We start from the raw sequence: 13,693 nt of genomic DNA, 5'->3' as shown, positions 1-13,693 counted from the left end.
TGTTGTTCCAAGCATATGTTTTATAAAAGTTTTTTTATTATGTACAAGGGGTGAAGAGATTGAATAAGGTAGGAAAAAATGATTTTGTATCTGGGTTTGTACCACATCACAATCATGGATCTGTTGATTATACTTCCATAGCGGACGGCCATGTCCATCAATGTTTAGATGTAACATCCCCGCCAATTTCATCACAAGAGGGAGGACATATTCATTATACTGAAGGATATGTGTTATTTGAGGATGGACATTCCCATTATTATAAGGCATATTCGGGACCGCCCATTCCGGTTGGAAATGGAATGCATGTTCATTACTATGATTTTTATACAACGGAAGATGATGGGCATAGACATAGAATTACAGGGGTCGATCAACCTGCCCCAGGAAATAAATAAGAACAAAAAAACATCAGGGGGCTGGGAAATCCCCCTGATGTTTTTTTGCCTTCGATAGACTCTAAATGCATCTCTAACTTTATTAGAAATAGTTTTTCTAATCCTGAGATAAACCTATGGGAATGCATAGAGGCGTTTGATCAACAGGGTTTTCAATAATGCAGCATTCCAGTCTGAAAACGTCCTTGATCATCTCTTTTGTGAATACCGTTTCAGGCGGTCCCTCTTTATAGATTTTTCCCTGCTTGATGCTAATCAGATGATCGGCATACTGTGCCGCTTGATTCAAATCATGCAAAACCATGACAATCGTGCGTCCATACGCTTCGTTTAAATCGCGCAGTAATTCCAATATTTCAATTTGGTGCGCTAAATCCAGATAGGTTGTCGGTTCATCTAACAGTAAAAGGTCGGTTTCTTGTACCAAGGCCATCGAAATCCATGCTCTTTGCCTTTGTCCTCCAGATAAGGCATCCAATGTCCGATCAGCGAACTCCGTCATTTTTGTTGCTGATAAGGCACGTTCGACAATCCTATGATCTTCTGGGGTTTGTCTGGAAAATAAGCCTTTGTGCGGATGCCTGCCATAATAGCATAGTTCTTTAACGGTTATATCTTCCGGAGCTTCCGGAGCTTGGGTTAAGATGGCCAATTTCTTGGCCACTTCTTTGGAAGATTGCTGATGAATGGACTTTCCATCTAAATAGATCGTGCCTTGCTGCGGCATCAATAATCTAGCTAGGGACCGCAGAATCGTAGATTTGCCACAACCATTGGAACCAATGATTATACTGATCTTACCTTCAGGAATTTCCAAATCGATATTATCAATGATTTGAGTTGCCCCATAAGAGAGCGAAAGATGCTCTGCTGATAATGTTGTCATGATATTCAGCCTTCCTTATGTTATTTTTCTTTCACGGCGCAATAGATATAAAAAATATGGTACACCAATCACCGCAGTGATAATTCCGGCAGGGATTTCTATTGGAGGGAACAATCCTCTTCCCAGGCTATCGGCAATAAGTAGAAAGATAGAACCAAAAAGAGCTGAAGCGGGAAGTAAAACCTTGAATTTTGACCCTACCACTCTCCTTGCAATTTGGGGGGCGATCAAACCAATGAACCCGATTGAACCAACCGCAGCTACACAGACTCCGATCAATATGACTGAAACGCTTAACAATATATAACGCAGTAATTTTGACCTTTCACCGAGACCTGTGGCCATATCGTCTCCAAGGCTCAGTACATCCATTTTTGAAGTTAATGCAATCAATACCGGTACAAGCACAAGACATGGAAGCAAAATGAATACTTGATCCCATCCTCTTCCCCATAGACTGCCAGTCAACCACAGCAGTGTCGTGTTTACATCATCCGGGAACTTGACCATGAAATACTCTATGCCAGCTTGACATATGGCCCCTAAAGCAATTCCGACCAAAGCTATCGTATTTGGTTGTGCTCCTTTTTTATAAACAAATATCATCAAAATGGCCGCCATGACCGCCGCCCCGATAAATGCTGAAAGAGGCAGTATGATAATGGGCGATTGCGGAAATAAAACAATGACGATAACTGCTGCCAATCCGGCCCCTTTTGTTACCCCAATCACATCTGGAGAAGCCAGCGGATTTCGAAGGACCCCTTGCAGAATGGCTCCGGCCGTTGCCAATCCAGCCCCCACTATCACGGCAATCAGAATGCGCGGTATGCGATAGTTGTGCAGAATGAATGTCTGACTTTGCATGCCATTTCCAAGGAAATTTTGGAGAATTTCTAAAGGTGAAATATAAATGGCCCCTAAGCCCAGGCTCACCATTGCTAAAATCAGCACAGTAACCGAGAGCAACAGGATAATGGCATAAGGGGATTTCAACCCAAATGTCCGTTTTAGTTTCATTGCTTAATATTCCTCCCTCTCTTCGCTAAATAAAGGAAGAATGGCGCTCCGATCATAGCGGTTACGATGCCTACCGGCGACTCAAAAGGATAAGCGATGAAACGTGCGAGAATATCTGCGTACACTAAGAGTAAAGCGCCGAATAATGCAGAAAAAGGGATGATCCTTCGATAATCCCCGCCCACCAGCCTCCTGACGATATGAGGAATGATCAAACCTACAAAGCCTACCGGTCCTGCGACGGCAACCGAAGATCCTGCCAAAATGATCACCAATATTCCTGCTAAAATACGGATTCGGTTCACGCGCTGCCCAAGTCCCTGCGCCATATTTTCTCCTAAGACAAGGATGGAAACAGATCGAGAGAACATGGCAGCAACAAGCAGCCCGAAGATAGACCAAGGAAGAATCATGTTCACGTGGGCCCATGTTTTTCCATTAATTGACCCGACTAACCAATAGAGCACATCTTTCGCTTGTTCATTAAAGATGATCATGCCTTGCGTTAAAGAAGATAAAAAAAAGTGAACAGCCATTCCAGCCAATGCCAGCTTCACTTGGGTCATTCCTCCTCCCGAAGCAAAAGAATAGACTGCCATCCCTCCCATTGCTGCACCAATGAATGCAACGCAAACTAGAGACACGGAAGAAAGGTTAGGAAAGAAAACAAAAGCTGACACAATAAAAAATGAGGCACCGGCATTAACACCAAACACTTGTGGAGAAGCTAATGAATTCCGGGTAATAGCCTGCATGAGAGCACCCGCTACCGCTAAATTGGCACCGACCAATGCTCCAACTAAAGCTCGTGGCAATCGAAGAGTCCTTATAATAGTCTGTTCCTTGGACGAGTCGGCATCAAAAAATGACTTCAAAACCATTGATGTATCTATATCGGCCGCTCCCACAGAAATACTCGTCAGGATGCCTAAAATTAACAAAACGATCCCAGCTATAGCCGTACATAATACTTTCAGTTTACTTCTACCTACAGTTTCCATTTTCTATACAACACACTTCCTGACAAAATTTAAACCTAAGGGAAAGCGAAGTAAGAATGGGATCTCTTACTTCGCTTTTGTTTGTCTATTCTTCTCCAAGCAGTTTTAAAGTGTCTTTAGCAATGGCCTCTGCGGATACAACACCGCGGTATCTCGTCCATAAGTCTCGATCAACACTATACACTTGTCCGTTTTTTACAGCCTTCAAGTCTTTCCAAAGTGGATTGTCTTTCCACTCATCAGTAAGTAATTTACCCTCATTATTCGCTAAAAGCAGCACATCCGGATCGATCTCGACAAGCTGCTCAAGGTTCATCTCGGCATGTGGCTGTTTCTGCTGAATGGCATTTTTCAATCCCATGCGCTCAAGCAATTCTCCATCATAAGAAGATGAAGTATGGGCTTGGAATGAAGTATCTCGTACAACTGCTGGTAAAACCGTCATATTTGAATCAACAGTAAGCTTCGATTTAAGTTCCTTAATCGTTTTTTCATGCTCACTCAATCTTTTTTCTGCAGCATCTTCCTTGTTCACTGCCTTTGCAATCGTTTTAAAAGAATCCAGGTTTTCTTGATAAGTAGATTCCCGGCTTTTTAAGACGATGGTAGGAGCAATCTTCTGCAAATCTTTATAAATCCCTTTATGCCGCTCAGCATCTGCAATGATTAAATCCGGCTGTAAAGAACTGATCACCTCTAAATTAGGCTGCTCACGTGTCCCTACAGAAGTATAATCCATTTCTTGACCTACAAGTTTTGTAATCATATCTTTTTTGTTGTCATCTGAAATCCCGATAGGTTTTATCCCTAGGGCATTTAAAGAATCAACGAAAGACAGCTCAAGTGTAACGATTTTTTTCGGAGTATCTTTCATTTCCGTTTCTCCCATTTCATGCTTAATCGTCCGTGTTTCTTGATTACTTGTTTTGGCAGAAGTCTTCTCTGCTTCTGTTGTTTTTTGAGAATTATTACATCCTGATAACATCACCATAATAGCAAGTAACAGGATGAATGCTCCTCCCCCAAACGTTCTTACTTTTCTAAATTCCCTCATATTTTGCACCCTTCCCGTCATCTATACCTTCTTCACGAGTTAATCATAATTGAAAATGATTATCATTATCCTGCTGTTATGATAAAGTCATAGATTGATACCGTCAATATTAATGAAATTTTGTGAATAAAAATCATTATGGCCATTAAGACAATCTGCATGCATTTTATTGATAACGTGAAGTTGAACTTTAAAAAATGTAAAAAAAGAGCAAACCCGTTAAGGACTGCTCTCCTTGCCTTGCCTTTTCAAAGAAACTATTTTCTTTCAATCAGCATCTCTTCGAGAGGAAATTCTTCATTGGAAGCTTCTTTTTTTGAGCGTTTTATGGAGGTTTTGATAAGAATGGTTGAAGCAATTGATAATGCCCCCATGATCAGGTAACCTGTGGATCTTGAAAACACTTCAATCAAGATGCCAATTAGGACTGGACCCAAAAACATTCCAGCCGAATATAAACTTTGGAACAGGCCCATTCTCGTAGATTGTTTAATCTCCGGGATATTTTCAACAGCCCAGGAAGTGACGACCGTAAAGATCAGCCCGTAACCGAAACCTTGGAATGCTTGCAATAGGAAAAGCATCGTTAAATTTTCAGCATAAGGAATCAATATGATGATGACCCCTTGTAATACCGCTCCCAAAATCGCCGTATTCATTAAACCGATTTTTTTATAAAAAAGGGCTCCGCATAATCCTGCGGCTAAGCCATATATGATCAGATGTGTGTTTGCCAGCATGCCAATCAATAGCGGATTTGCTCCAAGGTCGGTTGCAACTAAAGGTGTGAACGTATCCCTTGTTCCGATGGTGACCATCAAAGCAATCGTTGCCAAAACGGAAATGACCCAGATTTTTTTATCGGTGATTTGCTCGACAAGTATTTTCTTATCGTATTTTACTTTTACCCCTTTAATACTTAGGTCTTTTGTGAAAAATGTTAAAACGAGTGCAAGTATGGCGGCAGCCACCGCTACTAAAAAGCTATACCGATACCCATAATTATTGGCCACTACTGCACCGATGGTTGTCCCTAGTATGGAGCCAACCGGCGATGCAACACCCAATATCGCCACTGCTTTTGCAGCTTCCTTCACACCAAAATAAGAGGCGAACATAACATTGTAAATAACCCAGGTGGAACCTGTTAACCCGTCCGAAATTTTCCCAAGGTACAATGTGGTTGCATTCGGTATGAAAAAGGCTAGCGTCCACATTACAATGGTTATCAGCAACCCGATTTGGATAAACAATCTTCGTTTATGCAGCATATCCGAAAATACGCCTATCGGAAGTCGTGTCAATAAGGCCACAATTCCTGAAATGCCGATTATACTGCCTATAATAACTGAATCGAACCCTAGATCTTTAGCATAAGAGGAGATAAATGGATCAAATGCGGTAATGGTGACAAAGAACAACAAGCTAATGATAAAGAATAAGATGGTTTCTTTCCGATTATTAATTTTATTCGTTTTGTCCATATATTCCACCCTTTCATTCCCCTCCCTTTCGTCCCACTGGACAGAAAGGCGATGCTATTAGTATTTACACTAATTCTTCTAACTTGCTTCAAGGAAACACTATCAAATCAGTGTTTGATGGCGAGGATTGATTTCCTCTATGATATTTTGCATCCTTAAAATATCCTCATTCAAATGCTGGCTGATCTTTATAACCTCCGGATGAGAGGTTCCTTTATTCTTCGTCAATACATACATATCCTGGCGGTGCCCATCTATCATCTTACTTAATTCTAATACTGTCTTTAAGATCATTGATCTTGTATCCTTTCCTATTAAAACAAGTATCATTAAGGGTAGTTCTGTGGTAAATTCAAATATCGAAATATTATAGATATACGAGTTTCATAATAAGTTGGGAGAACTAGCAAATAATAAATGTACCATTACTACTTACTCCCAGTTTTTCAACTCACCAATAGAAGAACAAGAAATCGGTCCTGGAGCCAAAACCATTTGATCATTGCATTTTAAGATGCCTCTCAGAGTAAAAACTTGTCAAGGCATATTGCTCATAAGCATACCCAGCACGAAATAAGAGGTCTTCTCTATTGTGATTGGCGATTAACTGCAATCCGAGAGGGACTCCAGGTTCTGTAAGCCCAAAAGGGATCGATAACGCCGGATGCCCTGTGATGTTAAAAAGGCTGGTGTAACGAATCATACAATCCCCGAGAGATTCATTTTGTCCCCCAATGGTAACTTCTTCTGTCTGTAGGTCAGCTGTGGCAATAGGCATCGCTGGGGTAATCATTACGTCAACGTCCAAAAAGATTTCTGAGATCCTACGAGTCCATTCCGCCCTTTTTTGCAAAGCATTTAAATAGTCATAGGCCGAAATAAGGCGACTTTTTTCAAATGTTTTTTGCGCGCCTTCACTGTAGAGGTGAATAGCCGACTGAATACGTTCTTTATGAACAACCCCAACTTCTGACGTCCCAAGTGTCGTTGCAATACTTACTACATCCGATAAAAAAGAAGTATCTACTTCTACTATAGCAGCTCCTAAATCGATCATATGCTGTACAGCTTTTTCATACATTTTCTTGACTTCGTCATCCATATTTTCATTGAAATAATGTGTCGGCAGGCCGATTCTCATTCCTGACAGTCCATTCAACCCTGTCGTTGTGTAAGGGATGCCTGTAAGGGTTTGCATGATTATCGCCGTATCTTCAATGTTACCTGCAATCGGTCCTGCATGATCAAGAGTCGACGATAATGGGGTCATACCCTTCATGCTAACTAAGTTATAAGTAGGTTTTAAGCCCACGACACCACAACAAGCTGCTGGTACACGAATTGATCCGGCAGTATCTGTACCGATGGAACCTAAGCAGAGGTTTGCTGCTACAGCAGCAGCTGAACCACCACTGGATCCACCTGCAGTCTTATTCTTATTCCACGGGTTTATGACATCACCAAAAAAAGGATTCTCAGAGGTTATGCCAAATGCATATTCATACATATTATTTTTACCAAGTAAAATACTGCCCTCCCGTTCTAACATTGTGACGACTTCAGCATTTTCGGTCGGGATTCGCTTCTCATCAATTATTGAGCCGCTAGTTGTTAAGATACCTTCAGTATCAATAGAATCTTTATACGAAATAGGTACCCCTAACAAACCTCCTCTTACTTCTCCTGAATTAATCATCATTTCCGCCTTTTTTGCCTGATAAAATGCCTTTTCCTCTGTTACGGTAATGTAAGAATGCATTTTTGGATTTAGTTTTTTTATTCTTTCCATATACCATTTAGTGATTTCAGTAGGGGAAAACAGTTTATTTTTATACCCTTCCATCAGTTCTTTTATCGTTAAAATCAATTTGCATGACCCCTCTATCTGTGCTTTATCATCAATAGGCCGAATTGTTCTTTTAACTAACCTGATCCCTCACGTTTGGAAAGCTTTCATTTGCTTTTGTTCTAATAAAAAGTTTTATCAATATACCTGAAATAGCCGAAAGGATTCCTATTATTATAAAGCTAAAACTTCTTGAGAATGCCTCTGTCAATATCCCCATCAAAACCGGACCAAAAAACATTCCAAACGAAAACACGCTTTGAAAAAATCCCATCCTCGTGGATTGCTTATGTTCTGGAATATCCATAATACTTAATGACATTAAAACAGTAAAATTCAATGCAAAGGCGATACCGGAAAGCGCTTGCAAACAAAAGAGCAATGGTAAGTTTGGTGCAAATGGTGTCAAAATAGCAACAACACATTGTAAAAATGCTCCTGCAATAGCTGTGTTCACTAAGCCCAACTTTTTATAAAAAAATCCTCCACATAATGCAGCAGCAATCCCTCCTGCAATTAAAAACGTATTCGATAGCCAACTCAGAGCAATCGCATCAGCCCCTAAATCTCTTGCCACAAGAGGTGTAAATGTAACTCTCATTCCAAAAGAAGCCATCAGCGTTATGATTGCTAGCAGAGATAAAAGCCATAAGTTTTTATCGGTAATTTGTTCCTTAACGATTCTTTTTATATCATCTTTTTCCCTTTTCACTGTAACTTTTTTCTCTTTCAAAAGGAACGTTAAAACAAAGGCGATAGAAGCAGCAAAAACGGCAACAAGAAAAGAATATGAATATCCGTAACTGTTTGCGACAATTCCACCTATTACCGAACCCACTAAAGCCCCAATGTAATCTGCCAAAGTTAAAAAAGCAACAGCTTTTGCAGAATTATGGACACCGAAATAAGAGGCAAACATTACAGTATATAGAACCCATGTAGCCCCCGTTATACCATCCAAAAATTTCGCGAGATATAAGGTAGTGGCGTTTGGTTCTATAAAAGCGATTATCCAACCAATGATTGTAATTAAAAGCCCAACTTGAATGATCAATCTTCTTTTGTTCAGCATATCCGAGAATACGCCAAGCGGGAAACGGAAGAACATGGATGCTAGCCCCGTCACTCCCATCACACTGCCTATCACTGCAGGTGAGATCCCTAAATCTTTGGCGTATGATGAAATAAATGGATCAAAGGCTGAAATGCTAATAAAGAAGAGAACGGTTATGATGAAAAATAATATAATATTCAACCGAAATTGGACTTTGTTCATTAGGTCACCTCATTGTTATTTTTCACTTACCTCTTGCCAAAAAAGGAGCAGTTGAATCAGCTCGAAAATTCGTGATGCCTGAAGGCCTTTATCGAATGCCCTTAAGTAAGCCCCTTAGATGCCACAACCAAAATATCCAACAAAGAGTAAATATTAAGGAATATATTTATTACCGTCCTTTGGGCTGTGATATAAAATTATGAGGCAGGGTAAAACGAGGATATTATCCTCTAATACACTTTTTTAAATTCTAATGGTATTAGCGTATAAAGTCCTCGCTTTGACCTCAGTAACCTACACTTCACTTAAGTTAAATAGACTAAAGGAATTCATTTTTTTACAATATCATAGGCATTCATTTGCTTTTCACTAAATCAATAGAATAATATTCTACGGCGACTGTAGACAAAATCGATGAAAAAACGAGTTTATCTACATTTTTTTGAACATTGATCTCTTCTCCAGGCGCGCGCTTTTCCGGCAGGAGTCTCGCATACCCGCTCCAATCAACTTTGTTTTAACTTTTAGATAGAACCCCTTTATCTTCAGTCTCCTAATTTTTATATGCTCAACATCATGTCAACCTGACAGTGGCCGATAATTTATGGCCTTCCAAGCCTTCGATTTCGGATTGATCTTCCGCATGGGATGCCAGGAATTGAATGCCTTGACCTGTGATTTCCTGATGTGTCATGACCTTCACATAACTTCCTGCCCAAAGTCCTCCTGTATATCTTGCTGCTTTTTGAGTCGGCAATGTATGGTTCGTTCCAGAGACTTTGTCTGAGAAGACGACGGAACTGCCCTCATCAAGGAATAGTGATCCATAATTATTTAGCTTATCCATCAATTCACGGCTATTTTTGATATGCAAATGGAGATGTTCAATGGCATAATCATTGCAAATATCCAGTCCTTCTTGTAATGAATCTGCATAAATGATTTCCCCTCTTTTTTCCCATGATTCGTGTGCAGGGGAAGATGGTGAGAAGGTTTTCAAAAAGCCTTCGATTGCTTTTTCTGTTTCTTCGGCAATCGTTCTGGACGTTGTGACAAGAATGGCCCGTGCGTACGGATCGTGTTCGGCCTGGGCAAGTAAATCGGCCGCTATTTTCTGAGGTGAAGCCGAATCATCAGCAAAAACCATCACTTCACTTGGTCCGGCAATAAGGTCTATGCCCACTTTACCGAACACTTGACGCTTTGCTTCTGCTACAAACCGGTTTCCTGGTCCAGCGATGATATCCACTTCCGGGATGGATTCGGTTCCATATGCCATGGCAGCGATGGCCTGCGCCCCGCCAATTGCAAAAATGTCTGTAGCACCGGAGCGGATCAAGCCATATAAAACGGCCGGATGGATACCGCCTTCATAATTGGCCGGGCTTGCTGCAACGATTCTTTTTGCTCCTGCTACCTTTGCCGGGGCAACGACCATGGGTCCTGATGATAATAATGGGAATCTCCCCCCTGGAACATAAGCCCCCACCTTTTCGATCGGTACGATTCTATGCCCCATTTTAATACCCTCGCCAAAATCCTTTTCGAATGGAGTGAGGCAGCTTAACTGTGCTTTAGCAAAATCGGATACTCTTTCCACGACTCGATCGATCAGCACCTTTACCTCTTCTGGAAGAGTCCTGATACAATGCTCGATCTCCTCTTCACTAACCCGGACCGGACGATCGGAATCACCGAATTTTTTTTCATATTCCCGTACGGCATCATCCCCGCCTGCTTTTACATGTTCAATAATCGACTTCACCGTTTGTTCCACGTCATGTGAAGAGGTCTGTTCAACTACGTCCGCTTTTTTCATATATTCCATCCTATTTTCCCCCTAATCGTTGTTTAATGAAGAGACGGCTGCAGCACAGCCGTCAACTGGCAATCATGATACGCCGGTAAAATTCCCATCATCCATTGTGGATTCACCATCTTGTTGTGATTCGTTTTCATCTGGCAAATAGATTTGACGCAACACTTCCATTCCATCAAACAATAGCCATTCCTCCGAGATTTTTTCATTACGGATTTTATAGTGGCTGATGCCGGCAATATCAATGGCTTTTCCGCTAGGGGCGCCGAAGTATCCCGTTCCTTCGTGCACTCCTTGTATTCTCCAGCGAACCGCTACATCCCAATCACTGTCAGAGCCGCGCCTATTGCAAGTTACCCTCTCAAGAATCACCTTCCCATTCGGTATGGAGGCAAAGAGGCTCATGAACATTCCTTGAATTTCACTTACTCCGATTACATCCTTGTTGCAGACATAATGAACGACTGCATTTTCCTCATAATATTCCCGAACAAAGTTAAATGAGCGCCGAGCCCAAATTCGATTGAATACAAGCTGCATGAACTCCCCTATCTCGAACTCATCAGAGGATGGCGTGAATAGTTTAGGAGGTAGCCCCGTTTCTGCTGTCTCTTTAAATCCAAACTGTATAGCAGGAGCAAGCTTCTGCGTACTTTTAGCCATTTTTTTAGCAAACTCGACCGGATCCAAGCCAAGTTGCAGGACAAGATGATATGTATCCATCACAAGCCATTCTTCGTAAATCTTATTATTTAAGATCATACAATCAGCGCTTGTTCTGAACATCACTTTCTTTCCAGTGGCAGGACCGTATAAACTATCTCCAAGGTTCGTTGCAACAGAACGGCCCCGGTGTGAAGTGAAAAATCCTGCTTCATCATCCCCTGACCAGATTACACTCCAACCAAGCCCCTTCCGATCCGGAAAAGCATGCAGTGTTTGCAGCGTACCTGAGATGACTTCGTTAACCCCATGGCTATTGATCAACCCTTTATGAACGGATATGCTTGTGCTATACGTATCGTAAATAAGTCCGATGTCTTTCTCTTTCCAGATTTGCCGTGTGATTTTCACAATATAATCTACGATGTTGTTGTATTCCGGGTCAAAGCCGTTCATTCTCTGTTTCTTTTGATTCGTTTCTTCTATATTAATGTAATCATAATCATCTTTTGTATCGAGCATATTAACGTCTTCAGCATCCGCATAGAAGATGAAGTTCGGTGTTTTCTTGACCGGTTGGCTTGCATTCATTGTTGTTTTTTCTTCTTTTGGAGCCACTTGCACTGAACCTGTCTTTTTTTCTGCCATTATTACCATCCTTTTCGTATAAAGTAGTTTCGTCAAAATGCTGTACTTCTTGTAAAGTCATTTAACAGATTGAGTGGCCTTGCCTGCAGAGACAACATCATTTAACGCAGACGTAATCACATTATTCAATATGACCCCGACATATTGGGCGCCTTTGTCAAAAGCCCCATTAGCGGCAGCGCTGTTACTGGCAACGGTACCAATTGGCATATCAAGCTCTTTCCCTTTTATGAACAGTTCATCGATGACCTTTTGCACTTCAGGATGACTTGCGCCTTCCAGTTGGTATCCCATGTTCACCGAGAGGTCTGTAGAACCGATAAATGCCAAATCAATACCAGGAACTGTTGCAATGTCTTCAAAATTGTTTGCTGCAGCGAGTGTCTCAATATGCACAATTATCATAACATTTTCATTACTCTCATCTAAATAGGGTTTTCCGCCATCTTTTCCGTAGCGCGCCGGTCTGGTGGAATACGATACTCCTCTATTTCCATATGGAGGGAATTTAGCCCGCTTAACTACCTCAAATGCCTCTTCCTTTGTATTGACCATTGGCACTTGTACACCTTTTGCTCCGCGATCTAAAGCCTTTTGAATACTCGAAGGGTCACATGAAACACGGACGATCGGGACAACCCCAACAGAATCCGCCGTACGGATAATGTTTTCAAGCTCTGATGCACTGAATGCACCATGCTCGTCATCTATTACGACGAAATCAAAGCCGGCATAACCGAGCATTTCGACTAATGGCGGGGAATTTATCCCTAAAAATGCACCAAGAACTTGTTCCCCGCGTTTGATTTTGTCCTTTATGGCATTATTCTTCATCGTCTTCCCTCTCTTTCTGCAGACTGTATCTCGTTCCATGCTGCAAAATCACGTCCAGTTCCCGGCACTTCAATGACAACCATTTCCTCATTGCAGCGCTCACTTTTTCAGGCTGTTCTAACGTACTTAAATGACCCGAATGACTAATGATTTCAAGACTCGCCGCCGGGATGTTCTCTTTTAGAAATTCAGACATATGAACAGGACATACCCTGTCTTCCTTTCCTGCCAAAATCATGGTCGGGCATTCAATAGCAGCAAGGATGGGACGTTGGTCAGAGCGCGTCATCACGGCTTTTATCTGATTGATATACCCTTCTTTGCCGACCTTTTCAGCCATATCGATGATCTTTGAAACTAATGCTTCATCATTTCTCCGGTCTGGATGGATTAACACCGGGAGAAGATAATTGCGTGTAATATCGAGAAATTGGCCATTATTCGCCATTTCGATGAACCTCTCCCAGCCTGTTATTTGTTCAGGTTGGGGAGGGTTTGGATTCGTATCAAGCAACGCTAGCTTTATGACCCGTTCCGGTGCTATTCGCATGATTTCCAGAGAAATGATGCCACCCAGGGATAAGCCTGCAAGTGCAAACTTATCAGGTGCCTCTTCCAATACCGACTTTGCTATTCCTTCTATAGTATCAGCCTTCGACACATCACAGACTTTCACATCCGCTAGATCTGAGAGGTTCACCAATTCCCATAGACGCTCATCACAAAGCGTACCCGGAAGCAAAATGAGCGGTACTTTACCCATG

The 13,693-nt window shown here is 41.6% G+C and carries 13 protein-coding genes; 1 reads left to right on the top strand and 12 read right to left on the bottom strand.

The features are described 5' to 3' along the window. The first annotated feature begins 59 nt into the window (after window positions 1-59). On the top strand, window positions 60-398 hold the full coding sequence (locus tag OTG27_RS17850) for a YmaF family protein (protein WP_053537360.1): 339 nt from the start codon (window positions 60-62) through the stop codon (window positions 396-398). A gap of 97 nt (window positions 399-495) precedes the next feature. Here OTG27_RS17850 and OTG27_RS17845 read toward each other — a convergent pair whose 3' ends face one another. The 12 genes from OTG27_RS17845 to OTG27_RS17790 all read right to left on the bottom strand — a co-directional run bounded on the left by OTG27_RS17845 (window position 496) and on the right by OTG27_RS17790 (window position 13,692). Continuing rightward, a complete protein-coding gene (locus tag OTG27_RS17845) occupies window positions 496-1,284 on the bottom strand; it encodes an ABC transporter ATP-binding protein (protein WP_268937622.1) in 789 nt (262 codons plus the stop codon). 15 nt (window positions 1,285-1,299) lie between these two features. Then, complete coding sequence (locus OTG27_RS17840) at window positions 1,300-2,304, bottom strand: FecCD family ABC transporter permease (RefSeq protein ID WP_268937621.1); 1,005 nt, start codon at window positions 2,302-2,304, stop codon at window positions 1,300-1,302. Beyond that, entirely contained in the window at window positions 2,301-3,305 is a 1,005-nt protein-coding gene (locus OTG27_RS17835) for a FecCD family ABC transporter permease (protein WP_268937620.1), read from the bottom strand. The genes OTG27_RS17840 and OTG27_RS17835 overlap by 4 nt, the downstream gene beginning before the upstream one ends. Before the next feature lie 85 nt (window positions 3,306-3,390). Then, window positions 3,391-4,359 (bottom strand): ABC transporter substrate-binding protein, encoded by a 969-nt coding sequence (locus OTG27_RS17830; RefSeq protein WP_268937619.1) that lies wholly within the window; start codon window positions 4,357-4,359, stop codon window positions 3,391-3,393. 257 nt (window positions 4,360-4,616) lie between these two features. Then, a complete protein-coding gene (locus OTG27_RS17825) occupies window positions 4,617-5,843 on the bottom strand; it encodes an MFS transporter (protein WP_268937618.1) in 1,227 nt (408 codons plus the stop codon). A gap of 102 nt (window positions 5,844-5,945) precedes the next feature. Beyond that, complete coding sequence (locus tag OTG27_RS17820; protein ID WP_095391509.1) at window positions 5,946-6,137, bottom strand: Spo0E family sporulation regulatory protein-aspartic acid phosphatase; 192 nt, start codon at window positions 6,135-6,137, stop codon at window positions 5,946-5,948. Between the two features lie 205 nt (window positions 6,138-6,342). After that, on the bottom strand, window positions 6,343-7,710 hold the full coding sequence (locus OTG27_RS17815; protein WP_268937617.1) for an amidase: 1,368 nt from the start codon (window positions 7,708-7,710) through the stop codon (window positions 6,343-6,345). A gap of 52 nt (window positions 7,711-7,762) precedes the next feature. Next, a complete protein-coding gene (locus OTG27_RS17810; protein ID WP_268937616.1) occupies window positions 7,763-8,944 on the bottom strand; it encodes an MFS transporter in 1,182 nt (393 codons plus the stop codon). 595 nt (window positions 8,945-9,539) lie between these two features. Next, on the bottom strand, window positions 9,540-10,793 hold the full coding sequence (hisD, locus tag OTG27_RS17805; protein ID WP_268937615.1) for a histidinol dehydrogenase: 1,254 nt from the start codon (window positions 10,791-10,793) through the stop codon (window positions 9,540-9,542). A gap of 63 nt (window positions 10,794-10,856) precedes the next feature. Continuing rightward, the gene (locus OTG27_RS17800) at window positions 10,857-12,095 is read right to left on the bottom strand and encodes an ester cyclase (RefSeq protein WP_053536252.1); all 1,239 of its coding nucleotides are present in this window, start codon (window positions 12,093-12,095) and stop codon (window positions 10,857-10,859) included. A gap of 57 nt (window positions 12,096-12,152) precedes the next feature. Continuing rightward, complete coding sequence (locus tag OTG27_RS17795; RefSeq protein ID WP_268937614.1) at window positions 12,153-12,929, bottom strand: HpcH/HpaI aldolase family protein; 777 nt, start codon at window positions 12,927-12,929, stop codon at window positions 12,153-12,155. Then, the gene (locus OTG27_RS17790) at window positions 12,919-13,692 is read right to left on the bottom strand and encodes an alpha/beta fold hydrolase (RefSeq protein ID WP_268937613.1); all 774 of its coding nucleotides are present in this window, start codon (window positions 13,690-13,692) and stop codon (window positions 12,919-12,921) included. Before OTG27_RS17790 ends, OTG27_RS17795 begins: the two co-directional genes overlap by 11 nt. Between the last annotated feature and the right edge of the window lies 1 nt (window position 13,693).

The organism is Peribacillus sp. AS_2, assembly GCF_026891895.1.
GTDB classification, from domain to species: Bacteria; Bacillota; Bacilli; order Bacillales; family DSM-1321; genus Peribacillus; species Peribacillus frigoritolerans.
Note: the sequence above shows the minus strand (reverse complement) of the source record. Positions and strands in the feature narration are given on the sequence as shown.

Excerpts from the sequence above, each read along its gene's own strand:
- OTG27_RS17845 (WP_268937622.1), bottom strand. The coding sequence starts at position 1,284 with ATGACAACATTATCAGCAGAGCATCTTTCGCTCTCTTATGGGGCAACT.
- OTG27_RS17840 (WP_268937621.1), bottom strand. The coding sequence starts at position 2,304 with ATGAAACTAAAACGGACATTTGGGTTGAAATCCCCTTATGCCATTATC.
- OTG27_RS17835 (WP_268937620.1), bottom strand. The coding sequence starts at position 3,305 with ATGGAAACTGTAGGTAGAAGTAAACTGAAAGTATTATGTACGGCTATA.
- OTG27_RS17830 (WP_268937619.1), bottom strand. The coding sequence starts at position 4,359 with ATGAGGGAATTTAGAAAAGTAAGAACGTTTGGGGGAGGAGCATTCATC.
- OTG27_RS17825 (WP_268937618.1), bottom strand. The coding sequence starts at position 5,843 with ATGGACAAAACGAATAAAATTAATAATCGGAAAGAAACCATCTTATTC.
- OTG27_RS17820 (WP_095391509.1), bottom strand. The coding sequence starts at position 6,137 with ATGATCTTAAAGACAGTATTAGAATTAAGTAAGATGATAGATGGGCAC.
- hisD (WP_268937615.1), bottom strand. The coding sequence starts at position 10,793 with ATGGAATATATGAAAAAAGCGGACGTAGTTGAACAGACCTCTTCACAT.
- OTG27_RS17800 (WP_053536252.1), bottom strand. The coding sequence starts at position 12,095 with ATGGCAGAAAAAAAGACAGGTTCAGTGCAAGTGGCTCCAAAAGAAGAA.
- OTG27_RS17795 (WP_268937614.1), bottom strand. The coding sequence starts at position 12,929 with ATGAAGAATAATGCCATAAAGGACAAAATCAAACGCGGGGAACAAGTT.
- OTG27_RS17790 (WP_268937613.1), bottom strand. The coding sequence starts at position 13,692 with ATGGGTAAAGTACCGCTCATTTTGCTTCCGGGTACGCTTTGTGATGAG.